This is a genomic window from Streptomyces sp. NPDC058653 (assembly GCF_042716895.1).
GTDB lineage: Bacteria > Actinomycetota > Actinomycetes > Streptomycetales > Streptomycetaceae > Streptomyces.
The window spans coordinates 1-25,563 of the sequence record NZ_JBHXRM010000021.1; the positions used below are offsets into that span (position 1 = coordinate 1).

The window sequence follows — 25,563 nt, forward strand, 5'->3', positions numbered from 1 at the left end:
GGCCCGGTCCGGCGGCCGATGACAGCTCCGGCGCCCGAGGACAGGTCCGGATCTCGGGAGCTCCCGAGATCCGGCAGCCCGGCAGCCCGGAGGCCCGGCGCCCGCTGGCAAGCCCGGCGCCCCGAGGCCCGGAAGCCCTGGGGCCCGGGCCCCCCGAGGCCGTGGCGGCTAGGTGGTTGGGTTTTCGGGCAGGCGGGGGAACAGCACCGCGCCCTTCGTTACCGTCGCGCCCGCGGGGAGCTGGCCCCACGCGCCCGCGTCCTGGACCCGCTGGTCATCGAGCGCGCCCAGCGAGGGCTCCGCGCCCAGCGAGTCCCACAGCTTCTGCGACGTGTCCGGCATCACCGGGTTGAGCAGCACCGCGACCCCGCGCAGCGCCTCCGCGGCCGTGTACAGGATCGTCGCGAGCGCCGCCTGGCCCCCGGGGGACGTGTCCTTCGCGACCTTCCAGGGCTCCTGCTCCGTGATGTAGCCGTTGACCTGCTTCACGAAGTCGAAGATCGCCAGGATGCCGCCCTGGAAGTCCAGCTCCTCGCCGATCTTCCGGTCCGCCTCGCCGACCGCCTTGACCAGCCCGTCCCGTACGGCCTGCTCCGGGACCCCGCCGGACGTCGTCTCCGGCAGCGTGCCGCCGTAGTACTTGCCGACCATCGCCGCGACGCGCGAGGCGAGGTTGCCGTAGTCGTTGGCCAGCTCGGACGTGTACCGGGCGGAGAAGTCCTCCCAGGAGAACGAGCCGTCCTGCCCGAACGCGATGGCCCGCAGGAAGTACCAGCGGTACGCGTCCACACCGAAGTGCGAGGTCAGGTCCTGCGGCTTGATGCCGGTCAGGTTCGACTTGGACATCTTCTCGCCGCCGACCATCAGCCACCCGTTCGCGGCGATCTTTCCGGGCAGCGGCAGCCCCTGCGCGAGCAGCATCGCGGGCCAGATGATCGCGTGGAAGCGCAGGATGTCCTTGCCGACGAGGTGGACGTCGGCGGGGAACGTCTCCCCGAACTTCGCGGGGTTCTCGTTGTAGCCGACGGCCGTCGCGTAGTTCAGGAGCGCGTCGATCCACACGTAGATCACATGCTTCTCGTCCCACGGCACCGGCACGCCCCAGTCGAACGTCGACCGGGAGATCGACAGGTCCTGAAGGCCCTGCCGGACGAAGTTCACGACCTCGTTGCGCGCGGACTCCGGCTGGATGAAGCCGGGGTTGGCCTCGTAGTGCTCAAGGAGCCTCGGGCCGTACTCGCTGAGCTTGAAGAAGTAGTTCTCCTCCTTGAGGATCTCCACCGGCGTCTTGTGGATCGCGCAGATCTTCAGCCCCGCGAACTCGCCTTCGCCGTCGAGCAGTTCGCCCGGGAGTTTGTACTCCTCGCAGCCCACGCAGTACGGGCCCTCGTAGCCGCCCTTGTAGATCTCGTCCTTGTCGAACAGGTCCTGGACGAATTCCTGGACGCGGTCGGTGTGGCGCTTCTCCGTCGTCCGGATGAAATCGTCGTTCCGGATCTCAAGGTGTTCCCAGAGAGGCCGCCACGCCTCGTCGACAAGCTTGTCCGCCCACTCCTGCGGGGTGACACCGTTCGACTCGGCCGTGCGCATGATCTTCTGACCGTGCTCGTCCGTGCCGGTGAGGAACCACACCTTCTCGCCGCGCTGGCGGTGCCAGCGGGTGAGCACGTCGCCCGCGACGGTCGTGTAGGCGTGGCCCAGGTGAGGAGCGTCGTTGACGTAGTAAATGGGGGTGGTGACGTAGTACGCCCGCCCACCCTGCTCTTCGGATCCAGTGGCGGCCATGGTCGAAATCCTAACGGCCCGGCGGTGATCCCTTCACCGGGGTTAAACCTGAGAGTGTGGTTAAAGAGTGTGGGTTCGACACAACCCATCCCCCCGGCAAACGCATCTTTAGAGACAGCGGGACGACACCGTGCGCTCCCGCACGGGCCGGGCCGGAGCCGGGCCGGATCAGCAAGGACAGGGCGGGAAGGATCGACATGCGAGTGCTGGTCGCCGAGGACGAGGAGATTCTCGCCGAGCTGATCGCCACCGGGCTGCGGCGCGCCGGTTTCGCCGTCGACACCGTCTACAGCGGGGACGCCGCCCTCGCCTATCTCGGACTGCACGACTACGACGTCGTCGTCCTCGACCGCGATCTCCCCCGCGTCCACGGCGACGACGTCGCCCGCAAGCTCGTCGCCGACGGTTCCCGGACGCGCATCCTGATGCTCACCGCGTCCTCCTCCATGGAGGAGCGCGTCAAGGGGCTCGATCTCGGCGCGGACGACTATCTGGGCAAGCCCTTCGAGTTCCCCGAGCTGGTCTCGCGCGTCCGGGCGCTGCGGCGGCGCAGCTCCCGCGCGTTACAGCCGACGCTGGAGCGGCGCGGGGTGCGGCTGGACACGGTGAGCCGTACGGCGGTACGTGACGGCAGGGCCCTCGACCTCTCCGTGAAGGAGCTGACCGTGCTCCAGATCCTGCTGGAGGCGGACGGCGAGGCGGTCACCACCCAGCAGCTGCTGGCGCGGGCGTGGGACGCGCAGACGGACCCGTTCTCCGGTGTCGTACGCCTCTGCGTGGGGGAGCTGGGCGCCAAGCTCGGCGATCCGGCGCTGATCAGGAGCGTGGACGTGGACGGAGGGGGTTACGCGCTTTGACGGGCGCCATCAGGGAACGGATCGCTCTCGTCTACGGCGCGGTCTTCCTCGTCCTCGGCGGCTGCCTGCTCACGGTCGTGAACCTGCTGTCCAGCGCCGGTACGCAGACGGAGGCCGCCGAGATCGCGGCCCGCGTCGTACCGGCACTGCCCCCGTCGTCGGCCGACGGCTACTCCCGCGCCGACGAGAGCCGGCTCGCGCGCGTCACGGTCCACCAGCTCACCGACAACGTCAGCGAGGCCGCGTCGGACGAGCTGATGTTCTGGTCGGTGGGCGCGCTGGTGGTGATGGCGCTCTGCGCGGTCGGCGTGGGCTGGTGGACGGCCGGGCGGGTGCTGCGGCCCGTGCACGCCATGATGGCGAGGGCGCGCCAGCTCTCCGAGCACAACCTCCACGAGCGGATCGGGTCCACGGGCCCCGACGACGAGCTGAAGGAGCTGGGCGACACGCTGGACGAGCTCCTCGGCCGGCTCCAGAGAGCCTTCGACAGCCAGCGGCGTTTCATCGCGAACGCCTCCCACGAACTCCGTACGCCGCTGGCCACCCAGCGCGCGGCGATCCAGGTGGGCCTCGCGGGCGCGGGCTCGCCGGAGGAACTGGCCCGTACGAAGGAGCTGCTGCTCGACAACAACCGCCGCAGCGAACAGCTCATCGAGGGCCTGCTCGTCCTCGCGCGCAGCGAGCGGGAGGTGGAGGACCTGGAGGAGATCCGCTGGGGCGATCTGGTGACGGAGGAGGCGGCCCGGCACGGTCTGACGGCGACCGTGACCGAGCCGGGCGGCGTACGGGGCAACCGGGCGCTGCTCGACCGGCTGGTCGGCAATCTGCTGGCCAACGCGCAGGCGTACGGAGACGGCGAGGTGGACGTCTCGGTGTCGGGAACGGCCCTCACCGTCCGCAACGACGGCCCCCACATCGTTCCGGAGGACATCCCGGCTCTCTTCGAACCGTTCCGCCGGGGCGAGGGCCGCGACCGGATGGGCCCGGGGGCGGGGCTGGGCCTGTCGATCGTCCGCTCGATAGTGACGGCCCACGGCGGCACGGTGACGGCTGAGCCGGGCGGGCCGGGCGGGGGGCTGGAGGTGCGGGTGGAGCTGCCGGGAGGCGGCACCCGTCGGAACCCGTCCGCCTCCTGATTCCGGACGTGCCCCTCCGGGGCATCCGGCCGGTCGCCTGACGTGTACGGGATAATGCGTGTCATGAACAAGAAAGTGCTCGTCATCATCGCCGGCGCGTGCGTGGGAGTGTGGGTCCTCGGGGCGCTTTTGAAGCCCGTGCTGAAGAGACACGACGAGCACTTCCCCGACGCGTTCAACGACGTCGTCCTCGGTGAGCGCATAAAGAACTTCCCGACGGCGGACGCCGCGCCGCAGTCGGGCGACGGGGAGGGCATCTTCGTGCTGCCGGAGTGGGTTCCGGCGGACGCCAAGGATGTGACGGTCAAGGCCCAGACCACGGGCAACGCGAAGCTCATCCGCTTCACCCTCGGCGACACCGCGCTGAAGCTGGGCGACGAGAAGGCGTGCGAGGCGGGTGCGTTCACGGACGAGCCGGAGCTTGAGGCGAACTGGTTCGCGCAGGACGCGGAGGACGCGTCCGGGGCGCGGACGGACTGCTCGGAGCAGTACCAGTTCCGCGTCACGGTCAAGGACCACGAGGTCTACGCCTGGAGCAACGGGGACCTCGCGGAGGCGTAGCCGGGCCCTGGGTGGCCGGGGTCAGCCCTCCCGGCCGAGTGCCGTCCGCAGGCGCCCGGAGAGGTCCGCGATCTCGTCGGGGGTCGGCGCGAGGACCCCGTTCTCGGCCATGAGCGCGTGATACTGCTGCCGTTCGGGCGGCACGCCCGGGGGCAGGGCGGCGATGTGCCAGTGCAGATGGGCGTTGGCCTGCCGGCTGCCGAGCGAGAGCAGATACGTACGCTCCGGCCGCAGCACGCTCTCGACGGCGAGCGCGACGCGCCGTACGACCAGCATGAGCCGCGTGTACGCCACCTCGTCCAACTCCCGCACGACATGCTCCACATGCGCCTTGGGCGCCACGAGGACCCGGCCGGGAAGAGTGGGCCAGCGGTCGAGGAAGGCGATGTGGTCGTCGTCCTCGTAGACGGTCTCGTGCTCATAGCCGGGCTCGCCCCGCAGGAACGCGCAGACGAAGCAGGGCCCGTTGCGGGCACGTTCCTCGTACGCGGCGAGATCCATGCGGTGCGCTTCCATGGGCGTGTACGTCTCCGTCCGGTCCGGGAGGCTGGAGAATTCCACCATGGTCTCTCCCCCCGCTCCCCGATTCGTGTTCATCGACCCCGACGGCACGGGCGGTGACTGGGCGCACGTCGTCGTCGAAGCGCCGACCGGCGTCTTCTACCAGCAGGAGTACGGCGGCACTTCGCGCCGCCAGGGGCAGGCGGAGGGCTACCTCGTACCCATGTCCGGGGCATCCGCCCAGATCGACGCGGTCGCCGAGATCTTCGCGCCGTTCCGGGGCGGCGGGATCGACGGCCATGTCTGGGAGGGCGCACGCTTGGACGACCTGCGGGCGGCCGTCGGAACCGTCAGGTTCTGGGCGTGCGACGGTACGGCCGAACGCCCGCACCCGCTACGGCTGGACGAGTCCCGCCTGCCGGAGACCGACGACGCGTGGGTACCCGTGCACACGCCCGACGGCCCCGGACTGCTGGTCTGGTCCGCCAGACGCGTGAGACCGGCCGGCTAGCCCCCCGCCCCGTGCGTCCCGTCCCACACCGACCGGTGCGGGACGGACGCGTCTTCCCGATGGCGCGGCGCTGTTCAGTAGGTCCCACCCCTGAGAAACCCGGCCCAGGCGGCGGGGTGGAGAACGAGGACGGGACCGGTGGGGTTCTTGCTGTCACGGACGAGGATGACGCCGAGCTGGTCGTCCGCAACCTCGACGCATTCTCCGCCGTCGCCGTTGCTGTAGCTGGACTTACGCCAACGCGTGGTGCTGGGGGCGGGGCTAGGCATCGCTGCGCGCGGCGAAGGCGACGAAGTCGCCCCAGGCGGCGGCGCCGAGGAGAAGCACCGGGCCGGTGGGGGTCTTGCTGTCACGGACGGGGATGACGCCGGGGTAGCCGTCGGCAATCTCTATGCAGTTGCCGCCGTCCGAGTTGCTGTAGCTGGACTTACGCCATTGCGCGGTATTCAGGTCGAGTCGGGGGCGCATGATGCTCCGTCCTCCATCAGTCGCTGGATGAACGCCACGGACTCCCGGGGCGAGAGTGCCAAGTCTCGCAGTAGATCGTAGGAAAGCCGCAAGTCTTCAACGTCTTGGGCGGATTCCATCAGTTGGCCGGAGTGCTGGTCCTCCGTGTAGGCGACAGCACTGCCGTCCGGCAGCCACAGGATGGTGAGCGACGTGCCCATGAGGGCGTGTAGCCCCGCCGCGAAAGGCAACACCTGAATCGTGACGTTCGGCAACTCGCTTACAGCGACAAGGTGCTTGAGCTGGATCGCCCATTCCTTGGGGTCGTGCGCTCCTCGCCTCAGTACGGATTCATCAAGAACTGCCCGGTAGTGCGGCGGGTCGTCACCACGTAGCAGGTCTTGTCGGCCCAGCCTTGCCGAGACCTTTTCCGACAGGTCGTTCTCGTCGCGAGGCCGGGCCGCTTGAAGGACCTCGCGGGCGTACCCCTCCGTCTGGAGAAGCCCAGGAATCGCGCCGACGGCGTACTCGTACCGAACGGTCGCTTTCGCTTCCAACTCCATGAAGCGCTTGTACTTGTCCGCGAACGCGTCCTCACGTGCCAACTGCCACAGCAGTGACAGATGCCCACCCGTCTTGTACACCGCGTCCAGCGCCGCGATGACGTCCGGGGACCCTATCCGCGCCCCCGTCTCCAGCTTGTGCAAATACGCACGGTCATACGTCGTCGCCTCGCCCAGCGCGGCCAGCGACATCCCCGACTCCTCACGCAGCCGCGCCAGTTCTCTGGCGAGCATCTGACGTGCCGAGGGCTTCTGACCTGCGTGCGACTTCCGTGTGACCACGACAACTCCCCTGTGTCCCAAGGCGACCGGGCTATGGCCAAGCCCTTTTGTGGATGGCCCAACGTGCCGATTCTTGATGCACGGAACGTAATTGCGCAATGACGGAAGGTGTATCCCTCTTATGTTCGAACCAGAGACTCGAACACCGTCCCGCGTCCCCGCCGATGTGGCCGAGCTGGACGCGGTCGTGCACAGCGGTGGTTTCTGGCGGCTCATGCCCGAGTCCGTCCCCCGTGTGTACGCACCTGTGACACCTGAGCTGCTGAGGCGCGTTGAACAAGGGCTTAAGCGGGTCGCGAGGTGAGTGGCAGCGGCGCGCGGCGGTTTCTGTCCCGGTTGATGAGTACGTTCGGTACGGATGGGGTGCTGGTGATGCGGAAGATCGACGGCAACGCCGTTGGCGACATGGAACAGCTCCTCGGGCCGGGCGCGGCGCTCGCGTGGCCCAAGTGCGAGTGCGGGAGCCCGAAGTGCCCGGACTACGTACCGCCGGCCTCGAAGTTGAGCGAGCGTCTGGCGGAGCGGAACGAGCACAGCCGGCGGGGGCGGCTTGAGTGACCCGCCCGTCGCCCCGTACCGGCGGACGAACGGCAAATGCGGCGACGTCGGCGATCTGTCCCGGGATAGTGGTCGCCCATGGATGAGGTCGAAGTCGTCGTCGCCCACTCCGAGCGCGCGACGCTGCGTGTCGGCGACGTGTTTCTGAAGGTGGACACCGATCAGGCGCGCGTCGACGTCGAGATCGAGGCGATGGCCCTGGTGCCGGTCCCGACACCGGAGGTCCTGTGGCGCAGGCCGCCCGTGCTCGCGATCTCCGCGGTCCCGGGGACGGCGCTCGGGCGTCTCGGCGGGCCGTCGAACGGGTCAGCGGCGGCGTGGGCGGCGGCGGGCGCCGCCGTCCGGCAGCTGCACGAGGCGCCGTTGCCGCCCTGGGTCGGCCGGCGCCGTCGGGGGCCCGAGGAGTTGGCGGCGGAGCTGGACGGCGAGTGCGAGCTGCTCGTGGCGAACGGCATCCTGCCCGCCGGCCTGGTCACCCGTAACCGCCAGGTCGCCGAGGCCGCGATCCGCCCGTGGACCGCGGTGTTCACCCATGGCGACCTACAGGTCGAGCACGTCTTCGTCGACGGCGACGAGGTCACCGGCATCATCGACTGGTCCGAGGCGGGCCGGGGTGACGCGCTGTTCGACCTCGCCACTTTGACGCTCGGACACGAGGAGCACCTCGGCGACGTCATCGCCGGTTACGGGACCGACGTCGATGTCGACGTGATCCGCGCGTGGTGGTCGCTGCGAAGCCTGCTGGGGGTTCGCTGGCTGGTCGAGCACGGCTTCGACCCGTCCGCGCCCGGCTGCGAGGTCGACGTACTGAAATCCCGGATGTGACGCCGCGCGCGGCGGGAATCTCCCCGATGCCGCCCCCCTGAGCGGGCCCGTGGGCGGACCAGGCTCACGCGGTGGGCGCCTCGGCGAGCGAGAGGCTGTTTCCGTCGGGGTCCAGCACGACGACGTGGCGTACGCCGTTGCCGTAGACCTCCACCGGCTCGTGGCCGATCCCGTGCGCGGCGAGTCGGGCCAGGACGGCGTCGAGGTCGTCAACGCCGAGCGTGATCATGGCTCCGCCCACTCGCTCGGCGCGTACGTCCCGGTCGTCGATGACGACCCAGGCGTTCTCGCCGACCCGCCAGAGGTACTCCTCGCCGATGAGCTCGTCCGCCGGGCGCCCGAAGAACGCCTCGAACCACTCCGTCGACCTGGTCCGGTCGCTCACGCACATGACGCTGTACAGGTCCATGGGTTCGGTCACCGTTCGTCGAGGAAGAGCGCCGACAGGCGCGGCAGACGGCGGCGCATCTCGGCGCGGTCGTCGAAGTCGAAGTTCCACGCGGGGTCCAACGCACCGTGCCGGATGGTGAATACGCCGGTCGGGAGTTGTTCACCGGTCGCCTTGATGTGGGCGTTCCAGCAGATTCCCAGCACGGACTCGCACTCGACGTCCCCGGCCTCCGCCGCCGCGGCCCGGACGGCGGGGAGATCCGCGAGGCTGTCGGGATCGGCGATCACGCGTGTGTAGGTGTCCCGGCCCTGCGCCAGCAACCAGCCCCGGAAGTAGTCGAATCCGTCGTCCGAGCAACCGCCGTTGATCAGATACGCCGCCGCCCACACGGGGTTCGTGTACGAGTCGGCCATCACGTCCCACAGCGCCTGCTGGGCCGCGAGGATCTCCTCGACCGGACGGGCCGCGAGAAGGTCGCTCGCCCGCCCGGCGACGGCCTCCTCGTCCGCTCCGCCCGACTCCCGCGCGCGGGCCGTCTCGACGAGCTGCCAGAACTGGTCCTTGTCCATGCGTGCAGAGCATGCCACCCGGCACTGACAGCGGGCCTCAGCCGAGGATGTGCCGCAAGTACGCCCGCGGGTCGGTCAGATAGCGGCGCCAGTGGTCCACCAGCGCGAGGTCGTTCCAGGTCGTACGGCGCATGCCGTGGTCGCCGACCTCGATGATGTCCGCGCCCGGGAGCGCCGTGAGCAGCGGGGAGTGCGTGGCGCAGATGACCTGCCCGCCGCTGCTCGCCAACTGGTCCATGTGGCCGATCAGTTCGAGGCACGACTGGAACGAGAGCGCCGCCTCGGGCTCGTCCATCACATAGAGGCCCGGTCGCTGGAACTTCTCCCGGAACACCGCGAGGAAACCCTCGCCGTGGCTCGCCGAATCCGGGTCGAAACTCTCTCGCCGCAGGGCGTCCATCGCGGTCTCCGCGCGCAGGAAGAAGCCCTCGCGGGCGGACCAGTTGCCCAGCATCCGTCTGCCGCGGACCGACGCCGCGTCGAAGCGGATCCGTTCGCCCAGCGCCGACTTGGGGCGGGGGCCGACGTACCGCCGTTGGTGCGAGCTGCCCCACGGGTCCAGGCCGAAGCCTTCGGCGAGGGCCTCCACCAGCGTCGACTTTCCGGAACCGTTCTCGCCGACGAGGAAGGTCACAGGGGCGGTGAAGCGCAGTCCGTCCGCCAGCAGATCGGCTACGCAGGGCACCGACCACGGCCAGGGGGACGTGTCGTCCGACGGCTTCGATGCGTACGCACGTTCGACAATCACCGCTCGACCCTCTCACAGAGGCGAACGACGAGACGCGCCCTCCGCTGTATTACGGAGGGCGCGTCTCGTGGTGCCACAGCTGCGATCAGGTGTCACGCCTTGCGGGCGGACCACCAGGCCGGGAACGCCCCGAGCAGGTTGCCGAAGAGCTCCGCCTCCGGGACGTCCTTGGGGGTCGGGCCCGCGTGGAAGAAGGCCACGTTCGCCGCCTTCTCGTCCGCGCCGACCTTCCGCGCGAAGTCGAAGCCCTTCGCCTCCTGCTCGCCGAACGCCACGATCTGCCAGAACAGCGGCAGCTTCGCCGCCTCCGCGAACGCCTTCTCCGCCGCCACCTTGGCCTCCGGCGGGCCGTCCGTCTGGAAGATCACCAGCGCGGGGCCGGGGTTGCCCGCCTTCTCGTGGAGGGCGACGACCTCCTCGACCGCGGCGGCGTAGTTGGTCCGGCCCATACGGCCGAGTCCGGCGTGCAGTTCGTCCACGCGGTTCTCGTACGAGGAGAGGGAGATCTCCCCCGTACCGTCGATCTCCGTCGAGAAGAAGACGATCTGAACGGTCGCCTTCTCGTCGAGCTGCGCGGAGAGCGCGAGCGCCTGCTCGCCGAGGCGCTGGGCGCTGCCGTCCTTGAAGAACGGGCGCATCGAGCCGGAACGGTCGAGCACGAGGTAGACGGTCGCCCGCTGACCCTCCAGCCCGGCCTTCTTGAGCGCGGCGCCGGCGGCCTTGTACGAGCCGACGAGGCCGGGCGCCTCGGCCTTGACCTTCGCGAGGGCGGCTGCGGGCTTGGCCGCCGGAGCCGGCTCGGGGGCGGCTTCGGCGGCGACCGCGACAAGCTCGGGCTCGGGTACGACCTCCGGCTCGGGCTCCGGCTCGGGCTCGACCTCCGCGACGGCTGTGGGCTCCGGCGCCGGCGCCGTGACGGCCACGGGCTCGGGTTCGGGTTCGGGTTCCGGCTCGGCGGCGGCCACGACGGCCGGCTCCGGCTCGGGCTTCGCCTCGGGCTCGGGGGCGGCCTCCGCCGCCGGCTCGGGCTCCGGCTCCGGTACGACGACCGGCTCCGGCTCGGCCTCCGCCGCCGGCTCGGGGTCCGGCTCCACCACCGGCTTCGGCTCCGGTGCCTTCACCGGTTCCGGTGTCGACTGGGCCTGGGCCGGGACCGTCGGGGTCTTCGGTTCCTCGCGCTTCGTCTGGGCCGGGACACTGCGCTCCGGCGCCGACGTACGCGGGTTGTCGAAGGCCGCAGCGACCAGGTCCTCGGCCTTCTGCGCCTCCGACCTCTCCGACTCCTCCGCCTTCTCCGGCTTCTGGGTCTCGGTCTTGGCCGTCTTCGTCGTCTTCGTCGTGGACTTCTCCGCCGACACCTTCTCCGCGGCGGGTGACGGCTCCTTGGCCGGTGCCGGCACCGTCGCGGAGGTGGTCGTCGTGGTCGTCGTCGCTGGCGTCGTGGTCTCTGGCTGACGCGTGCGCTCGGTCTGGGCCGGTACCGACGTGGCCGCCGACTCGTCACGCTCCGCACGCTCGCGTCCAAACACCTTGCGCAGCAAGCTCCGAATGCCCATGGGCGAGGCCTTTCAGATGAGTTGGGTGCGGCATATATCCGTACTTGGTACAGGGGATTCGGGGACGTACCCCGACCTAAACTCGGCATCCCTGGCCACGGCGGATACGTAAGGTTAGCGGCCACCCGGCGTCCGCTCCGGCAGGGGCGCCCCGGGACCTGGAATGTGCCTCCCACAGGTGCCCGGTCGATTCACATTCATTCCGTGTTCACCTTGCGGTCGGTGAACCGGGTGCCTACGCGCATAGCGTCACCGCCGTACATATCCCGACACATTGTCGGCGCAGGCCGCGCCGAGCAAAGCCCACCGGAGGGGAAAAGTGCGCAAACTGCTGCCGCTGCTTAACTCGCACCCGGGCGGACGTTCCGCCATGACCTGCCGTTTCCGCTGCGGCGACGCGTGCTTTCACGAGACGCCCAACACCAGTGACAACGAGTACTCCGGCGATGTCATCGCCGCCGCTCTCTCCCGCCGCTCGGTCATGCGCACCGCCGCCGTGGTGACCGTCGCCGCCGCCGCGGGCACCACCTTCGTCGCGGGCTCCGGCAACACCCCCGCGTCGGCCACCCCCCTCGTCGGTGGCGACAAGGGCCACGGCAAGGGCGGCAAGAAGCCCGACGGAGCGCGCGGACTGCGCTTCGCGCCCGTCGCGCCCAACACCGCCGACAAGGTGACCGTCCCCGAGGGCTACACGCAGAACATCGTCGTCCGCTGGGGCGACCCGATCCTGCGCGGCGCCCCCGAGTTCAACCCGAACAAGCAGACCGCCAAGGCGCAGGCCGGCCAGTTCGGTTACAACAACGACTTCCTGAGCCTGCTGCCGCTCAAGAGCGAGCGCGGCAAGCAGCTCCTCGTGGCCAACCACGAGTACACGGACGAGATCCTGATGTTCAAGGACTACGACTCCGCCAACCCCACCCGCGAGCAGGTCGAGATCGCCTGGGCCGCGCACGGCCTGTCGGTCGTCGTGGTGGACGAGGAGCCCCGCAGCGGAAAGCTCACCATCGTTCCGCGCCACGAGCTGAACCGCCGTATCACCGTCAACACCGAGTTCCGCCTCACCGGCCCCGCCGCCGGCTCCGAGCTGCTGCGCACCTCGGAGGACCGCTCGGGCAAGAAGGTCTACGGCACGCTGAACAACTGCGCCGGCGGCACCACCCCGTGGGGCACGATCCTGTCGGGCGAGGAGAACTTCAACCAGTACTTCGCCAACGGATCGAGCGCCACCGACAAGCGCTACGGCATAGGCACCGCCGCCACCGAGCGCAAGTGGGAGCAGTTCGACAAGCGCTTCGACCTGAAGAAGGAGCCGAACGAGGCGCACCGCTTCGGCTGGGTCGTCGAGCTGGACCCGTACGACCCCGACTTCACCCCGCGCAAGCGCACGGCGCTCGGCCGCTTCAAGCACGAGGCGGCGCAGCCGCGTCTGACCTCCGACGGCCGCGCGGTCGTCTACATGGGCGACGACGAGAAGTTCGACTACTTCTACAAGTTCGTGTCGTCCAAGTCGATGAAGAAGGGCAGCAGCCGCGCTGTCCGCGACCACAACCTCACGCTGCTGGACGAGGGCACGCTGTACGTCGCGAAGCTGACGGGCGACAGCCCCACGGACATCGACGGCACGGGCAAGCTGCCCAAGGACGGCGAGTTCGACGGCTCCGGCGTGTGGATCCCGCTCGCCACCGGCGACGTCTCGCACGTGCCCGGCATGACCGCCGACGAGGTGTACGTCTTCACGCGTCTGGCCGGTGACAAGGTCGGCGCCACGAAGATGGACCGCCCCGAGGACGTCGAGCCCTCGCCGCGTACCGGCCGCGTCTACATCGCGCTGACGAACAACACCGACCGGGGTGCCGCGGGCAAGGCCGCCGCGGACGAGGCCAACCCGCGCAACGCCAACAAGCACGGTCACATCCTGGAGCTCGCCGAGAACTGGGACGACCCGGCCGGTGACGGCTTCGCCTGGCGGCTGTTCCTGGTGGCGGGCGACCCGAAGGACCCGGCGACGTACTTCGCCGGGTACCCGAAGGAGAAGGTCAGCCAGATCTCCTGCCCGGACAACGTGGCGTTCGACCCGCACGGCAACCTGTGGATCTCCACGGACGGCGCGCAACTCGGCTCGCACGACGGTCTGTTCGGTGTGGCGACGCAGGGCGAGCGGCGCGGTGAGCTGAAGCAGTTCCTCACCGTTCCGAACGGCGCGGAGACCTGTGGCCCGATCATCCAGGACCGGCGCGTCCTGGTCGCGGTGCAGCACCCGGGCGAGCTGGACGGCGCGACCGTCGACAACCCGCTCAGCGCGTGGCCCGACGGGCGCGGCAAGATGGTCCGCCCCTCGGTCGTGGCGGTGTGGCGCAAGGACGGCGACGACATCGGCGTCTGACGACACCGTCCGGGACGTTCACGTCCTGAGGAACCTGTGTGACCGATCGCCGGGCGGGCCGGATCTGCGGCCCGTCCGGCGATTGTCGTGCGGTGGTGGCCGAACCTTCTCGGCGCGATCGTCCGCCCGCTCTCGGGGCCGCGGCCGGGGGCGGTGCCACGGCAGCTGGGGAGCGTGGCAAAGGCTTTGCCTCTCCCTCCTCCGTCGCCTACGCTTCGAAGCGTCCTTGTCGTCTCCGATAGAGGTGGACGTTGCGCATCTGAGGTTCGCGATCATCACGCCGTACGGCTCCGGGCCCAGCCCGACGCCCGTACGCCCGCGTGGATGCGACCTCGATGCAGGTGCCGTCCGTGGACTCCCGGACACCCTCATCCTCCCTCCGGGGCTGGGGCCCTCCGGCCCGTTCGGGCCAGGTCGCCGCGTGGTGCTCGCCTACGACGCCCCCATCCCGCCGCGCCGACGAGGACCACCACCATGATCACCCCCATCACCCCGAGCGCCTCCCTGACCTGCTCCGCGCTCTCCTACCAGTGGGCGGACGGCACACCCGTCTTCGACGGGCTCTCCCTGAGCATCGGCCGGGGCCGCACCGGTCTCGTCGGTGCCAACGGCGTCGGCAAGACCACGCTCCTGCATCTGCTGGCGGGTGAGCTGCGCCCCTCCGGCGGCTCGGTCACCGTCGGCGGCAGCCTCGCGTATCTGCCGCAGAACATCACTCTCGACACCGCCCTCCGCGTCGACCAGGCACTCGGCGTCGCCGAGCGCCGCGCGGCGCTGCGGGCCATCGAGGAGGGAGACGTACGGGAGGAACACTTCGAGACGGTCGGCGAGGACTGGGACGTCGAGGAACGTGCCGTCGCCATGCTCGGCTCCCTCGGCCTCGGCGCGATCGACCTGGACCGCACCGTCGGCGAGATCTCCGGCGGCGAGACCGTTCTGCTGCGTCTGGCCGCGCTGCTGCTGGAGCGTCCCGACGTCCTCCTGCTCGACGAGCCGACGAACAACCTCGACCTGCCCGCCCGCCACCGGCTCTACGAGGCCGTCGACTCCTGGCGCTCCGGCGTGCTCGTCGTGGTGAGCCACGACCGCGAGCTGCTCGAACGCGTCGACCGCATCGCGGAGTTGCGGGCGGGATCGGTGAGTTGGTACGGCGGCGGCTGGTCCGCGTACGAGGAGGCGCTCGCCACCGAGCAGGAAGCGGCGGGCCGGATGCTGCGCTCCGCCGAGGCCGATGTACGTCGACAGAAGCGGGAGTTGGAGGAGACACAGATCAAGAACGCCCGCCGGCAGCGCCACGACAGGAAACTCAACGCCCAGCGCAAGGCCCCCCGGATCGTCGCGGGCGAACGCAAACGCTCGGCGCAGGAGTCGGCGGACAGGTCGCGCGTCCTTCAGGAGGAGCGGCTGAGCGACGCGCGCGAGCGGCGCGAGGAGGCGGCGGAGGCGATCCGCGACGACGCCGAGATCCGTGTGAGCCTGCCGAGGACCGCGGTGCCGGCGGGCCGTACGGTGCTGACCCTGGAGGGGGTACGGCCCCGCTACGGACGGTTGCGGGAGGCGACTCTCGATGTACGCGGCCCCGAACGGATCGCCCTCGTCGGACGCAACGGCTCCGGCAAGACGACCCTGCTGCGCACGCTCACCGGGGAACTCGCGCCGCTGTCGGGGGAGGCCCGGACGTCCGTGCCCGTACGGTTCCTGCCGCAGCGACTGGACGTGCTCGACCCGGCGCTGAGCGTCGCGGCGAACGTCGCCCGCCTCGCGCCGGGCACCACCGACAACCACATCCGCTCGCAGCTCGCCCGCTTCCTCTTCAAGGGGGTGCGGGCGGAACAGCCCGCCGGCACGCTCTCGGGCGGCGAACGCTTCCGCGCGGCACTGGCCGCGATGCTCCTCGCGGCGCCCGCCCCCCAACTGCTCATGCTGGACGAGCCGACGAACAGCCTCGACATCGCGAGCGTGCGGCAGTTGACGGGCGCGCTGGAGTCGTACGAGGGCGCGCTGGTCATCGCGAGCCACGACCTGCCGTTCCTCGAATCGGTGGGGATCACCCGCTGGCTGGTCGTCGGCGAGGAGCTGGTGGAGACGTCGGCGGACGAGGTGCGGGAGGCGCTTTCCGAGGGGGAGACGGGGGAGACGCTCTAAGCTCGGGAGCATGGCTGCTGAAGCTCAGGCCGGGACCGGGGACCAGGGAAGCGTGCGCGTCGACGTCTGGATCTGGTCGGTGCGGCTGACCAAGACGCGCTCCCAGGCGGCGTCGGCGTGCCGCGCGGGCCACGTACGCGTCAACGGCGAGCGGGTGAAGCCCGCCTACCTGATCAAGCCGGGGGACGAGATCCGGCTGCGTCACGCGGAGCGCCAGCGGGTCGTCGTGCTCACCCGGGTCATCAAGAAGCGGGTGGGCGCGCCGGCGGCCGTCCAGTGCTACGTGGACAACAGCCCGCCGCCCCCGCCGCGCGAGTTCGCGGGCCCGGTCGCCGTCCGCGAGCGCGGGGCGGGCCGCCCGACGAAGCGCGAGCGGCGGGTACTGGACGAACTCCAGGGGCACTAGAACGCCACTCTCCGGGGAGGGAATGAGTGGTGGTGAACGTCAACGCCGGAGAGTCACCTTTCGCACACGGAAAGTAAAAGCCGTTCGGGTGGGGAAAGGTCCTCCCCATGAACCGCGACTGTGACCAGCAGATGAAGCTCCGGCTCCCCCGCCACCCCCGCAGCGTCGGCCGCGCGAGGCAGGCGCTGCTGGGGACCATGAGCCTGCCGGGTGACCTCGCGGACACCGCGGCGCTGCTGCTGTCGGAGCTGGTCACCAACGCGCTCCGGCACGGGTCGCCGCCGGGGCGGGAGATCCTGGTGACCGTGCGAAGGGGCGAGGGCCTGCTGCGCCTGGAGGTCGAGGACGCGGGCGACACGCTGCCCCGCCCGCGTACGCCGGACCCCATCGACGAGTGCGGCCGGGGCCTCGCGCTGGTCGAGGCGCTGGCGGACGACTGGGGCGTGACCCCCAGGCAGGGCCCGGGCAAACGCGTCTGGCTGACGCTCAAGGCCCCGGACTACTGAAGCCGGGGGCCGCATTGGCCCTGCCGGGCCCCGGCCCCTCGGGAGCGCCCCGCGCTAGCCGCGCTGGGACGTGATCGCCTGCGCCGAGCGGAGCTCCTGGCGCAGTGGGGCCAGTACACCCTTGTCGTCCTGCGCCGACCAGCCCTCGCGTACCTCCACCAGGACGACACTGGAGCGCACCCGTGCCGCCAGTTCCCGCAGCTGCCTCTCCGCGTCCGCGATCTCCGCCTCGTTCGGCGGCGGTGCGCCGTGGTTGACGCGTACCCGGGCGGCCGTCGTCGCGTCGATGATCCGTTCCAGCGCGACCGCCAGCGGCCACCAGGCCGCGGCACGCGTGCCGGTCGGGGGAGGTTCCGTGAGCGCGCGCTGGAACTCGGTGCGCACGACCGACAGATCGCGGTAGATCGCCCGGCGCCGGCGCACCCGCTCGGCCTGGTTCGCCGCCCTCTCCGCCTCCGTGAGCCGTTCGGTCGGGCCGAACGCCCACCTCAGATAGTCCGCCGTGTCCTCCACGGCGTCCGCCAGCCGGTCCCCGATCCGGGTGTGCCAGCTCTCCGGCCAGAGCAGATAGCCCGCGATCAGCGCGATGGCGCACCCCGCGAGACTGTCCACGAGGCGCGGTACGACCAGCGCGAACCCCTTGTGGTTGAGCACGTCGGAGAGCAGCAGGATCACCGGTGTGATGGCCGCCGTCTGGAAGCCGTAACTCTTCGCGGAGACCGCCGGGATGCACGCGGCGAGCACCAGCAGCACGGGAACGTCCCACCAGCCGCGCGGCACGTGCGACAGGACGGCCGCGGCGACGACGAGACCGGCCGCCGTACCGAGCGCGCGCAGCACACCGCGCGAGAACACCGAGCCGAAGTCCGGTTTGAGGACGAAGGTGACGGTGAGGGCGACCCAGTACGAGCGCGGCACGTCGATCGCCGAGACGAGCGACTGCGCGAGACCGATGCAGAGCGCGAGGCGCAGCCCGTAGCGCCAGGAGGAGCCGCTGAACAGCACGTCCCGTCCGGCGCGCCGGATCCGGACGCCGAGCGCGGCGGGGCGGCCGAGGCGGTCGTCCACGTTGTACGGGTCGGGGTCGGCCTTGTGCACGACCGACGCGGCGTGCCGCAGCGCGGCGTCGACGGCCCGGTCGGACGGGGTGCCGGGCACGGGCAGGTCGGTGTCGGCGCCGTCGACCCGGCCCATCTCGACCGCGCGCGCCAGCTCCCGTACGACCGCCGGGATCTTCTCGGGCAGCGGACGGCCCCGCAGATGGGCGGCGGGCGCGGCCTCGACGAGCGGGATGAGGACGTTGAGCTGCGAGAGCAGCCGTACGAGGGGGCTGCGTCTGCCGTGGTCGCGGGCGCGGCGGGAGAGGACGAGGTCGTACGCCTTGTTCAGGGCCTCGGTGACGGTCTGCCGCCTCGCGTCGTAGTCCGCCTCCTCGCCGCCCGCCGATCCGAGCAGGTCGGCGACGGCGCGGTAGGCGTCGGCGACGGCGGTCCGTTCGGCGGCGCGCCCGCGGAAGGGCCAGCCGAGCAGGGACAGCGCGAGCACGAGGAGACCGCCGCCGGCGAGCAGCAGGGGGGCCAGCCACCAGGGGTCGGGCATCCGGAGACCGGAACCGACGACGGCGTTGAGGAGCAGGAGCAGCCCGGAGAGCGAGGCCACCGCGCCGATCGAGGAGATCATCCCGGAGAGGAACGCGACGAGTGTGAGCGCGACGACCGCGATCCAGCCGTGGTCGAAGACGAGGATGCCGAGGGTGAGACCGAGCGCGCCGAAGAGCTGGGGGACGGCGATGTGGAGGACGCGGAGCCGGTAGGCGTCGGCGGTGTCGCTGATCACGCCGTACAGGGCGCCCATGGAGGCGAGCGCGCCGTAGGAGGGCCTGCCCGCGGCGAGTCCCACGGCGAGCGGCGCGGCGAGCGCGACGCCGGCGCGGACGACGGCCGCCCAGGGGACGGGGGCGGCCTTCGGGCGCAGGCCGCTGAGCAGCCACTCGGGGGGCGTGAGCCGGACGGACGGCCGGCGGGCCCACCGGCCCGGGCGCCCCGGGCCGCCGGACCCGCTCGACCGGGGCGGCCCGCTCGACCTGGTCGGTCCGGTCGGTCGTCCGGGGCGGGGAGAGATCACGGTCGACACAGTGACGTACGAAGGGGCGGGCTGTCAGCCCGGGACGGCCTGGGATCGGGGTGTGGCGTTCCCCGCGCCGGTACGAGTTGCCGGGGGACGGCGGCGGGTGTGCTCTGGAAGAGGGACGAACGGGAGGAGTTCTCACCCATGGCCACACACGCACCGACGTCCACGACCAGGTCCCGGTCCCGGTCCGGACCCCGGCACGCGCGCCCCTCGCGCCCCTCGCGTTTCCCCGGCGGAGGACGGCCCCACATCCCCCTCCACGTCGTGGCGGTGCCGGTCACGCTGGGCATCGTCTACGGGATCTGGGCACCGTTCATCCAGCGCCGCGGCGACCCGCTCAACGCCCTCCAGATCACCCTCGGCGTGGTCTCCGGCCTCTCGGTGGCCCTGCTGGTCTTCGTCCTGCTGCGGCTGCCGAAGACGCTGGCGACCGAGATACGGGCCGGGGCGTACGGAGTGGTGGCCGGTATGTCCATCGGCTTCCTGTACAGCCTCTCGTACGCGAGCGTGCTGCGGTCGTCCGGGATAGGGCTGACGGTCGGCATCGTGACAGCGATCGCGGCCTTCTACTACTTCCATACGCGGGAGCCCTGATGACGGGCTGGACGGAGGAGCGTGTGGACGCGGGGCGCCCGGACGAGGGGCGGGGGGAGGCGGCGCACGGCTTCCTGGTCCCGGTGGATGTCCACTTCGACGAGCTGGACTCCTTCGGGATGCTCTACAACAACCGCTACGGGGTCCTGGTCGAACGCGCCTGGGTCAACTACTGGCAGCGGCGCGAGATCGCGTTCACGAAGGACTGGAGGGCGCTCGGCGACGCGTTCAACGTCGTCAAGGACTTCAGGATCACCTTCGAGACGCCGATCGACAGCCCTGGCCGGTACGGCGTGCGCATCTGGGTCGAACATCTCGGCCACAGCTCGCTCCGCTACGGCTTCAAAATCTGCTCGGCGGACGGCACCCCACCGACGTACGCCCACGGCGCCCGCACGCTGATCCGCCTGGATCCGGAGACGAAGCGCCCCACGGGGTGGAGCGAGAAGGCCCGGGAACTGGTGGGCGAGTTCACGCAACCGGGGGACTGACCCGGGCGTTCCGGGCCCACCGGTTTCTTCCGGGCTTGACGAGCTGACACGCTTGGTCGCCGTGCGCCGCGCTGCGCCGAGAGCGGCTACGAGTTGATGGGAGGGTCCTGCCATGACCGGACCGATTCGCGGCAACGGGAGTGACGGGGACGACGGGGACAAGGTTCCCGGCCAGCCCTGGACGCCTCCCCCTCCGCCTCCCCCGGACGGTGAGATGCCGCCGGGCGACGGGAGCCATCGCAAGTGACTCTCAGTGCGGAGCAGGAAGACCGCGCCAGTGGCGAACCGGTGCGGTCCCTTCTCGAAACCGTTGCCCTGGCGCCCGATTGGGCGGAGGCGTTCAGGGCCGTACCCCGGTCGTGGTTTCTGCCCGATCTCGTCTGGGCCCACGACATGGCGAGCGGCCGAAGCGCGCCCGTCTCACGGAGCCGGGATCCCGAAGGGTGGGAGCGGGTCGCGTACGCCAATGTCCCGCTGGTCACCCAATGGGACGACGGCGCCCACACGGGGACCGAATCCGGGACCGTGCCCACCAGTTCGGCGAGCATGCCGTCCGTCGTGGCCGCCATGCTGCGCGACCTGGATGTGAGTGACGGTACGCGGGTGCTCGAAATCGGCACCGGCACGGGTTGGAACGCCGCACTTCTCGCTCACCGGCTGGGCAGTGGAAACGTGGTCAGCGTCGAGATCGACGCGGCGGTGGCCGAGCGGGCCCGAGGCGCGTTGACGCGCGCCGGACTCCGTCCCGAGGTCGTCCAAGGGGACGGCGGGGAGGGCTGGCCGGACGGTGCGCCGTACGACCGTGTCATCGTCACGGCGGGTGTACGGGCCGTCCCGCCGCGCTGGCTGGAGCAGACGCGGCCGGGTGGGATCATCCTCGCTCCTTGGGGCACCCACTACAGCGATCAGGACGCGCTGGTCAGGCTGACCGTGGGGGAGGACGGCCGTGCGTCGGGGCCGTTCCTCCGCATGGTCGAGTTCATGAAGCTGCGGGACCAGCGCCTGGACTGGGACCGGTTCCGCGACTACGTCCCCGACTTCCCCGGCGACGCCGACGTGTCCAGTACGCAGGTCGCTCTGGCGGAGCTGGGGGAACGATACGAGACCGTACGGTTCGTGACGGGGCTGTGTGTGCCCGACTGCGCCCATGTCGTCAACCGGTCGTCGGACGCGCCGGGGGCCGGGAAGGCCTGGTTCTTCGATCTGTCCAGCAGGTCGTGGGCCTCCGTCGTCTTTCCAGGCGAAGGCGAAGGGCTCGACGCCACGGTGTACCAGTCGGGGCCACGGCGTCTGTGGGACGAGGTGGAGGGGGCTCTGGTGTGGTGGAGGGGGCGGGGCAGGCCCGGGCTTGAGCGGTTCGGGTTGACCGTCGGTGGGGACGGGAGCGCGCGCGGTTGGTTCGAGGACCCGGCGGAGCCGCTGCCCGCAAACCGATAGCGTCAGTGCCGGACACCGTCCGTCAGCGCCTCGTCCGGTGTGAGCGTCGTGCCCCGGGTGAAAGCCCCCTCGAACGCGACCGCGCCCAGGGCCGTTCGGGCCGCGCGCGTGACGCGGTCGACGTCGGCGCTCTCGGCCGGGGGCAGCGGGGCGCCCGCCCGCTGTCTGGCCGCTGTCGCTGCGCCCAGCAGCAGGGCCGCCGACTCGGGCCGGCCGGCGAGGGATCGCGCGCCGGCCAGGCCTTCAAGAGCGAGCGCGACCGCGCGGGCGTTGCCGGTCGCGCGGGCCGCCGCGAGGCCGTCGAGGTGGGTGGCCAGGGCTGTCGCCGCGTCGCCGCGCTGCTCGGCGACGAAGCCGAGTTCGGCGAGGACGAGTGCGTTGCCGGCCTCGGTGGACACCTCCGCGTACCAGTCCCGGACACGTACGAGACGTGCCTGGGCCTCGTCGAGGTCGCCGGCGCGGCGGGCGCCGAGGGCGAGACCGATCTCCGCGTGGATCTCACCGAACCGGTATCCCTGTTCGGCGGCCACCCGGCGGGCCCGCTCGTGCAACTCCCGGGCCCGCTCGGGCTCGCCCGTCAGGAGGGCAAGCCGGCCCAGGCCGGAGAGCCGGGTGGAGACTTCCGTGTTCAGCTCCAACTCCTCCGCGATCCGAAGCCCCTCGTGGTGGACGCGGGCCGCCTCCGCGTACTCTCCGGCGACCGTGGCGAGTGTCGACAACGGCACAACGGACTGCAACTCGCCCCATGGGTCGCCGAGTTCACGGAAGAGCCGCGCGCTGCGCGTGCCGTCGTCACGTACCGCCGCCAACTCGCCCCGGATGGAGGCGTGCACGGCCCGCCGCCCGAGGGACGCGGCGATGCCCCACCGGTCGCCCAGGGCCTCGAAGCCGCGCAGGGCACGGGTGTTGAGCTCGTCGGCCGCCGTGACGGCTCCGGCGTTGAACAGGCCGTACGCCCCGAGCCACTGCGCCGACGCGCGCCGGCGAGGCGATGCGACCTCCATGTGGTCGCGGGCCAGCGCGGCCGGGGTGCCGGGCGTCACGGGCTCGCCGCCGAGGAGCGCGAAGGCGGTGTGGAGGGCGCGGACCTCGGCGTGGAGGGAGGACGGCGGCGACGGGGTGGTGAGTGCCGATCCGAGGGCTCGGCGGGCCTCCTGGAGGTGGCCGCCGAGGAGCCAGTACCAGGCGAGGGAGGTGACGAGGCGGAGCGCTTCCGTCGGACCCGTGCCCAGAGCCGTCGACAGTGCCGTGCGCAGATTCGCCGTCTCCGCCCGCAGCCGCAGCATCTGCCCGCGCTGCCCGGGGCCGCGCAGACGAGGCTCGGTCTCCTCCGCCAGCCGCAGGTAGTACCGCAGGTGCCGCTCGCGTACGGCGGTGAAGTCGCCCGTCCCGACCAGCCGTTCGGTGGCGTACGCGGCGACGGACTCCAGCAGGCGGTAGCGCGGGCCGGCGGGCCCGGCCACCCGTACCACCAGGGAGCGGTCCACCAGGCGCGCCAGCAGGTCCAGGACCTCCTCGCGCGCCACACCGTCGCCCGCGCACACCGCCTCCGCCGCTTCGAGCGTGCAGCCGTCGACGTGCGCGGCGAGGCGGCGCAGCACGACGCGTTCGGGGGCGCTCAGCAGCTCCCAGCTCCAGTCGATCACGGCCCGCAGGGTCTGCTGGCGCGCGGGCGCGCCGCGTCGGCCCGCCGTCAGCACACGGAAGCGGTTGTCCAGCCGGGCCGCCAACGCGTGGACGCCGAGTGCGCGTACGCGGGTGGCGGCCAGTTCCAGCGCCAGCGGGATGCCGTCGAGGCGGCGGCAGATGGCGGCGACGACCTCTTCGGTCTCGGGGTCGTCCACCGTGAAGCCGGGGTCGGCGGCGCTCGCGCGGTCCGTGAACAGTCTGACCGCGTCGGCCTGTTGGAGCGGTTCGACCGGGAGAAGCGTCTCGCCGGAGACGCCGAGCGGTTCCTGGCTGGTGGCGAGTACCCGCAGGCCGGGGGAGGCGCCCAGGAGCCGTTCGGCGAGGTGGGCGACCGGCTCGACCACGTGCTCGCAGTTGTCGAGTATCAGCAGCGTTCGGCGCTCGCGCAGCGCTGCCGCGACACGGTCCCCGGCGGCCGTGGTCGCGGCCGCGTCGTCACGCAGACCGAGCGCCGACGCGACCGCCCCCGCGACGGCATCCGCGACGGTTTCCGCGACCGCCCCGGTGAGGTCGCCGGCGCGCACGCCCGCCAGCTCCACCAGCCGTACGCCGTCCGGGAACTGGCTCGCACACGTGTCGGCGAGACGGCCCGCGGCCGTCAGCGCCAGCCGGGTCTTCCCGACGCCGCCCGCGCCGGTGAGCGTCACGAGCCGGGCGGCGGAGAGCAGTCGGCCGACCTCGTGCACGGCGTCGTCGCGACCGACGAGAGAGGTCAGCGGCGTGGCCGGGGAAGCGGCGGAGGGTACGGAGGACACGGGGGGCGCGCTCGCGTCCAGCGACGGGTCCTGGCGCAGGATCGCCGTGTGCAGCGCGCTGATCTCCGGCCCTGGATCGGCACCCAGCTCCTCCACCAGCAGCGCCCGTAGCTCCGCGTACGACTCCAGCGCCTCGCCCTGCCGCCCGGCGCGGTAGAGCGCCCGCATCTGTAGGAGGCGCAGCCGTTCGCGCAGGGGGTGCCGGGCGGCCAGCGCGGTCAGCTCCCCCGCCACCTGCGTGTGTTCGCCCAGGTCGAGCCGGGCCTGCGCCTGGTCCTCCAGGGCCGTGAGCCGCTGCTCCTCCAGTCGCCGCACCGCCGTACGTACGAAGGGCTCGTCCCGGAAGTCCGCGTACGCCGCCCCGCGCCACAGCCCCAGCGCCTCCGTAAGGAGGTCGACGCGGGTGCGCGCGGTGGCGGCGGACCGTGCCCGTACCAGCAGCTCCCCGAAGCGGTCGGCGTCCACATCGGCGCCGGTCAGGTCGAGCGCGTACCCGGCCGGGCCGTGTAGGACCCGGTCACGGCCGATCGCCCGGCGCAGCTGGGAGACCTTGCCCTGAAGGGCGTTCGCGGGCTTGCCCGGTGGCTCGGCGCCCCACAGGTCGTCGACGAGCCTGTCGGGCGGGACGGGCCGGCCCTCGTGCGTGAGGAGGACGGCGAGCAGGGCGCGGACCTTGGCCTCGGGCACCCGTACGACGGCGCCGGAGGCGGGGCCGGCGCCGGCGCCCTCTCCGCTCCGCACGGTCAGTGGACCGAGCACTCCGAACCGCATCCCTGAACCGTACCCACCCCCTGCACTCGCCCGCCCTCCCCGCCCGCGGCCGACAGCCGGCCGACCGTCAGCGGACCATCAGCGCCCCGGCGCAGCCTGGCTCCCCACCGACACCGGCAGTGCACAGAGGGAGCGCGGCATGAGTACGTACAAGGGCCTGAAGGCAGTCGTCATCGGCGGTTCGATGGGCATGGGACTCGCCATGGCCGCACGCCTGGTGGAGGGCGGCGCCGACGTCCTCCTCACCGGGCGCAACCCGGTGAATCTCAAGAAGGCGGGGAACGAACTGGGCCCGTCGGCGCACGTCATCAGCTCCGACATCGCCGACCTCACCGCCGTCGCGGCGCTCGGCGACCTCGTCGCCGAGAGGCTGGGCCGGGTCGACCACCTCTTCGTCAACGCGGGCATCGCGCGGCTCGGCGCGGTCGAGACGGTCACGGAGGAGGACTACGACGCGCAGTTCGCCGTCAACACGAAGGGCGCGTTCTTCACCGTGCAGCGGCTGCTCCCGCTGCTCAACGAGGGCGGCTCGATCGTCTTCACCACCTCCGTCGTCGACAGCACGGGCACCCCGGGCATGGGCGTCTACGCCGCCACCAAGGCGGCCCTGTGGTCGTACGCCCAGACGCTGGCCGCCGAACTGGTCTCACGGGGCATCCGCGTCAACGCGGTGGCACCCGGCTACATCGACACACCGGGCGCGGGAGTACAGGGGCTGCCGGCCGAGGTGGTCGAGGAATTCCAGCGCAAGGGCGACGAGGCGACGCCCATGAAGAGGCACGGCACCTCGGACGAGGTGGCGAGGGCCGCACTGTTCCTCGCGACGGAGGCGACCTTCACGACCGGGCTGAAGATGTCGGTCGACGGCGGTCTCGGCAAGCAGATCGCCTCGCCGGAGAGCTGAGGCCCCGGCCGGTCCGACTCCCCCTTTTCCCGTCTCGCGCGCCCGCCAGATCTGATCTGGCG

25 protein-coding genes and 1 pseudogene are annotated in these 25,563 nt (G+C 71.3%); 15 read left to right on the forward strand and 11 right to left on the reverse strand.

What is annotated here, in order from left to right:
- Positions 1-168 precede the first annotated feature (168 nt).
- Positions 169-1,785 carry a methionine--tRNA ligase gene (gene metG, locus ACFWU9_RS19155; protein ID WP_384319813.1) on the reverse strand — a complete coding sequence of 539 codons (1,617 nt, stop codon included), beginning with the start codon at positions 1,783-1,785 and terminating at the stop codon, positions 169-171.
- Positions 1,786-1,982: 197 nt separating this feature from the next.
- Here metG and ACFWU9_RS19160 point away from each other — a divergent pair, with 197 nt between their 5' ends.
- The 3 genes from ACFWU9_RS19160 (at position 1,983) to ACFWU9_RS19170 (ending at position 4,339) form a co-directional block, all read left to right on the forward strand.
- Complete coding sequence (locus tag ACFWU9_RS19160) at positions 1,983-2,642, forward strand: response regulator transcription factor (RefSeq protein ID WP_384319815.1); 660 nt, start codon at positions 1,983-1,985, stop codon at positions 2,640-2,642.
- A complete protein-coding gene (locus ACFWU9_RS19165) occupies positions 2,639-3,778 on the forward strand; it encodes a sensor histidine kinase (RefSeq protein WP_384319817.1) in 1,140 nt (379 codons plus the stop codon). Before ACFWU9_RS19160 ends, ACFWU9_RS19165 begins: the two co-directional genes overlap by 4 nt.
- Positions 3,779-3,841: 63 nt before the next feature.
- The gene (locus tag ACFWU9_RS19170) at positions 3,842-4,339 is read left to right on the forward strand and encodes a hypothetical protein (protein WP_384319819.1); all 498 of its coding nucleotides are present in this window, start codon (positions 3,842-3,844) and stop codon (positions 4,337-4,339) included.
- A 21-nt stretch (positions 4,340-4,360) separates the two neighbouring features.
- On the opposite strand, the gene ACFWU9_RS19175 is transcribed toward ACFWU9_RS19170, so the two are convergent.
- On the reverse strand, positions 4,361-4,903 hold the full coding sequence (locus tag ACFWU9_RS19175) for an HIT family protein (RefSeq protein ID WP_384319821.1): 543 nt from the start codon (positions 4,901-4,903) through the stop codon (positions 4,361-4,363).
- On the opposite strand from ACFWU9_RS19175, the gene ACFWU9_RS19180 reads away from it, so the two are divergent.
- Positions 4,902-5,351 carry a DUF6210 family protein gene (locus ACFWU9_RS19180; protein WP_384319823.1) on the forward strand — a complete coding sequence of 150 codons (450 nt, stop codon included), beginning with the start codon at positions 4,902-4,904 and terminating at the stop codon, positions 5,349-5,351. The two genes, ACFWU9_RS19175 and ACFWU9_RS19180, sit on opposite strands and share 2 nt — an antisense overlap.
- 74 nt (positions 5,352-5,425) lie before the next feature.
- Here the strand turns inward: ACFWU9_RS19180 and ACFWU9_RS19185 are convergent, their stop codons facing one another.
- The 3 genes from ACFWU9_RS19185 to ACFWU9_RS19195 are packed head-to-tail and all read right to left on the reverse strand — an operon-like array spanning position 5,426 to position 6,643.
- Positions 5,426-5,620: a DUF397 domain-containing protein gene (locus ACFWU9_RS19185; protein WP_384319825.1), complete on the reverse strand. Its 195-nt coding sequence runs from the start codon at positions 5,618-5,620 to the stop codon at positions 5,426-5,428.
- Positions 5,613-5,819 (reverse strand): DUF397 domain-containing protein, encoded by a 207-nt coding sequence (locus ACFWU9_RS19190; protein ID WP_384319827.1) that lies wholly within the window; start codon positions 5,817-5,819, stop codon positions 5,613-5,615. The genes ACFWU9_RS19185 and ACFWU9_RS19190 overlap by 8 nt, the downstream gene beginning before the upstream one ends.
- Positions 5,798-6,643, reverse strand: a complete 846-nt coding sequence (locus ACFWU9_RS19195) for a helix-turn-helix domain-containing protein (RefSeq protein WP_384319829.1) — start codon at positions 6,641-6,643, stop codon at positions 5,798-5,800. The genes ACFWU9_RS19190 and ACFWU9_RS19195 overlap by 22 nt, the downstream gene beginning before the upstream one ends.
- A 339-nt stretch (positions 6,644-6,982) precedes the next feature.
- Between ACFWU9_RS19195 and ACFWU9_RS19200 the strand changes: the two genes are divergently transcribed.
- Entirely contained in the window at positions 6,983-7,201 is a 219-nt protein-coding gene (locus ACFWU9_RS19200; protein WP_384319831.1) for a hypothetical protein, read from the forward strand.
- A 78-nt stretch (positions 7,202-7,279) separates the two neighbouring features.
- Positions 7,280-8,026 carry an aminoglycoside phosphotransferase family protein gene (locus ACFWU9_RS19205; protein WP_384319833.1) on the forward strand — a complete coding sequence of 249 codons (747 nt, stop codon included), beginning with the start codon at positions 7,280-7,282 and terminating at the stop codon, positions 8,024-8,026.
- A 64-nt stretch (positions 8,027-8,090) separates the two neighbouring features.
- Here the strand turns inward: ACFWU9_RS19205 and ACFWU9_RS19210 are convergent, their stop codons facing one another.
- The 4 genes from ACFWU9_RS19210 to ACFWU9_RS19225 form a co-directional block, all read right to left on the reverse strand.
- Entirely contained in the window at positions 8,091-8,435 is a 345-nt protein-coding gene (locus ACFWU9_RS19210) for a VOC family protein (RefSeq protein ID WP_384319835.1), read from the reverse strand.
- Positions 8,436-8,443: 8 nt separating this feature from the next.
- Positions 8,444-8,986, reverse strand: a complete 543-nt coding sequence (locus tag ACFWU9_RS19215; protein ID WP_384319837.1) for a DUF4240 domain-containing protein — start codon at positions 8,984-8,986, stop codon at positions 8,444-8,446.
- Between the two features lie 37 nt (positions 8,987-9,023).
- A complete protein-coding gene (locus ACFWU9_RS19220) occupies positions 9,024-9,734 on the reverse strand; it encodes an AAA family ATPase (RefSeq protein ID WP_384319839.1) in 711 nt (236 codons plus the stop codon).
- A 92-nt stretch (positions 9,735-9,826) separates the two neighbouring features.
- Entirely contained in the window at positions 9,827-11,290 is a 1,464-nt protein-coding gene (locus ACFWU9_RS19225; protein WP_384319841.1) for a VWA domain-containing protein, read from the reverse strand.
- Between the two features lie 319 nt (positions 11,291-11,609).
- Between ACFWU9_RS19225 and ACFWU9_RS19230 the strand changes: the two genes are divergently transcribed.
- From ACFWU9_RS19230 to ACFWU9_RS19250, 5 genes and pseudogenes are all read left to right on the forward strand, one after another.
- Positions 11,610-13,673: a PhoX family protein gene (locus ACFWU9_RS19230; RefSeq protein WP_384319843.1), complete on the forward strand. Its 2,064-nt coding sequence runs from the start codon at positions 11,610-11,612 to the stop codon at positions 13,671-13,673.
- Between the two features lie 474 nt (positions 13,674-14,147).
- Positions 14,148-14,759, forward strand: a pseudogene (locus tag ACFWU9_RS19235) (ATP-binding cassette domain-containing protein); the annotation flags it as partial.
- 123 nt (positions 14,760-14,882) lie between these two features.
- Positions 14,883-15,818: an ATP-binding cassette domain-containing protein gene (locus ACFWU9_RS19240; protein ID WP_384320025.1), complete on the forward strand. Its 936-nt coding sequence runs from the start codon at positions 14,883-14,885 to the stop codon at positions 15,816-15,818.
- A 10-nt stretch (positions 15,819-15,828) separates the two neighbouring features.
- On the forward strand, positions 15,829-16,224 hold the full coding sequence (locus ACFWU9_RS19245) for an RNA-binding S4 domain-containing protein (protein WP_384319845.1): 396 nt from the start codon (positions 15,829-15,831) through the stop codon (positions 16,222-16,224).
- Positions 16,225-16,331: 107 nt separating this feature from the next.
- The gene (locus tag ACFWU9_RS19250) at positions 16,332-16,730 is read left to right on the forward strand and encodes an ATP-binding protein (RefSeq protein ID WP_384319847.1); all 399 of its coding nucleotides are present in this window, start codon (positions 16,332-16,334) and stop codon (positions 16,728-16,730) included.
- A gap of 54 nt (positions 16,731-16,784) precedes the next feature.
- Here ACFWU9_RS19250 and ACFWU9_RS19255 read toward each other — a convergent pair whose 3' ends face one another.
- On the reverse strand, positions 16,785-18,716 hold the full coding sequence (locus tag ACFWU9_RS19255) for an FUSC family protein (protein WP_384320027.1): 1,932 nt from the start codon (positions 18,714-18,716) through the stop codon (positions 16,785-16,787).
- Positions 18,717-19,001: 285 nt separating this feature from the next.
- On the opposite strand from ACFWU9_RS19255, the gene ACFWU9_RS19260 reads away from it, so the two are divergent.
- The 3 genes from ACFWU9_RS19260 to ACFWU9_RS19270 all read left to right on the forward strand — a co-directional run bounded on the left by ACFWU9_RS19260 (position 19,002) and on the right by ACFWU9_RS19270 (position 21,382).
- Positions 19,002-19,454, forward strand: a complete 453-nt coding sequence (locus ACFWU9_RS19260; RefSeq protein ID WP_384319849.1) for a hypothetical protein — start codon at positions 19,002-19,004, stop codon at positions 19,452-19,454.
- Positions 19,454-19,945, forward strand: a complete 492-nt coding sequence (locus tag ACFWU9_RS19265) for an acyl-CoA thioesterase (RefSeq protein WP_384319851.1) — start codon at positions 19,454-19,456, stop codon at positions 19,943-19,945. The genes ACFWU9_RS19260 and ACFWU9_RS19265 overlap by 1 nt, the downstream gene beginning before the upstream one ends.
- A gap of 243 nt (positions 19,946-20,188) precedes the next feature.
- Complete coding sequence (locus ACFWU9_RS19270) at positions 20,189-21,382, forward strand: methyltransferase domain-containing protein (protein ID WP_384319853.1); 1,194 nt, start codon at positions 20,189-20,191, stop codon at positions 21,380-21,382.
- Between the two features lie 2 nt (positions 21,383-21,384).
- Here ACFWU9_RS19270 and ACFWU9_RS19275 read toward each other — a convergent pair whose 3' ends face one another.
- Complete coding sequence (locus tag ACFWU9_RS19275) at positions 21,385-24,597, reverse strand: BTAD domain-containing putative transcriptional regulator (RefSeq protein ID WP_384319855.1); 3,213 nt, start codon at positions 24,595-24,597, stop codon at positions 21,385-21,387.
- Between the two features lie 139 nt (positions 24,598-24,736).
- On the opposite strand from ACFWU9_RS19275, the gene ACFWU9_RS19280 reads away from it, so the two are divergent.
- Positions 24,737-25,501, forward strand: a complete 765-nt coding sequence (locus tag ACFWU9_RS19280; protein WP_384319857.1) for an SDR family oxidoreductase — start codon at positions 24,737-24,739, stop codon at positions 25,499-25,501.
- Positions 25,502-25,563: the final 62 nt, after the last annotated feature.

Coding starts and splice junctions, on each gene's coding strand:
- ACFWU9_RS19265 (WP_384319851.1), top strand. CDS start 19,454: ATGACGGGCTGGACGGAGGAGCGTGTGGACGCGGGGCGCCCGGACGAG.
- ACFWU9_RS19180 (WP_384319823.1), top strand. CDS start 4,902: ATGGTCTCTCCCCCCGCTCCCCGATTCGTGTTCATCGACCCCGACGGC.
- ACFWU9_RS19225 (WP_384319841.1), bottom strand. CDS start 11,290: ATGGGCATTCGGAGCTTGCTGCGCAAGGTGTTTGGACGCGAGCGTGCG.
- ACFWU9_RS19170 (WP_384319819.1), top strand. CDS start 3,842: ATGAACAAGAAAGTGCTCGTCATCATCGCCGGCGCGTGCGTGGGAGTG.
- metG (WP_384319813.1), bottom strand. CDS start 1,785: ATGGCCGCCACTGGATCCGAAGAGCAGGGTGGGCGGGCGTACTACGTC.
- ACFWU9_RS19260 (WP_384319849.1), top strand. CDS start 19,002: ATGGCCACACACGCACCGACGTCCACGACCAGGTCCCGGTCCCGGTCC.
- ACFWU9_RS19240 (WP_384320025.1), top strand. CDS start 14,883: ATGCTGCGCTCCGCCGAGGCCGATGTACGTCGACAGAAGCGGGAGTTG.
- ACFWU9_RS19190 (WP_384319827.1), bottom strand. CDS start 5,819: ATGCGCCCCCGACTCGACCTGAATACCGCGCAATGGCGTAAGTCCAGC.
- ACFWU9_RS19275 (WP_384319855.1), bottom strand. CDS start 24,597: ATGCGGTTCGGAGTGCTCGGTCCACTGACCGTGCGGAGCGGAGAGGGC.
- ACFWU9_RS19175 (WP_384319821.1), bottom strand. CDS start 4,903: ATGGTGGAATTCTCCAGCCTCCCGGACCGGACGGAGACGTACACGCCC.
- ACFWU9_RS19210 (WP_384319835.1), bottom strand. CDS start 8,435: ATGGACCTGTACAGCGTCATGTGCGTGAGCGACCGGACCAGGTCGACG.
- ACFWU9_RS19245 (WP_384319845.1), top strand. CDS start 15,829: ATGGCTGCTGAAGCTCAGGCCGGGACCGGGGACCAGGGAAGCGTGCGC.
- ACFWU9_RS19200 (WP_384319831.1), top strand. CDS start 6,983: ATGAGTACGTTCGGTACGGATGGGGTGCTGGTGATGCGGAAGATCGAC.
- ACFWU9_RS19280 (WP_384319857.1), top strand. CDS start 24,737: ATGAGTACGTACAAGGGCCTGAAGGCAGTCGTCATCGGCGGTTCGATG.
- ACFWU9_RS19205 (WP_384319833.1), top strand. CDS start 7,280: ATGGATGAGGTCGAAGTCGTCGTCGCCCACTCCGAGCGCGCGACGCTG.
- ACFWU9_RS19160 (WP_384319815.1), top strand. CDS start 1,983: ATGCGAGTGCTGGTCGCCGAGGACGAGGAGATTCTCGCCGAGCTGATC.
- ACFWU9_RS19250 (WP_384319847.1), top strand. CDS start 16,332: ATGAACCGCGACTGTGACCAGCAGATGAAGCTCCGGCTCCCCCGCCAC.
- ACFWU9_RS19215 (WP_384319837.1), bottom strand. CDS start 8,986: ATGGACAAGGACCAGTTCTGGCAGCTCGTCGAGACGGCCCGCGCGCGG.
- ACFWU9_RS19185 (WP_384319825.1), bottom strand. CDS start 5,620: ATGCCTAGCCCCGCCCCCAGCACCACGCGTTGGCGTAAGTCCAGCTAC.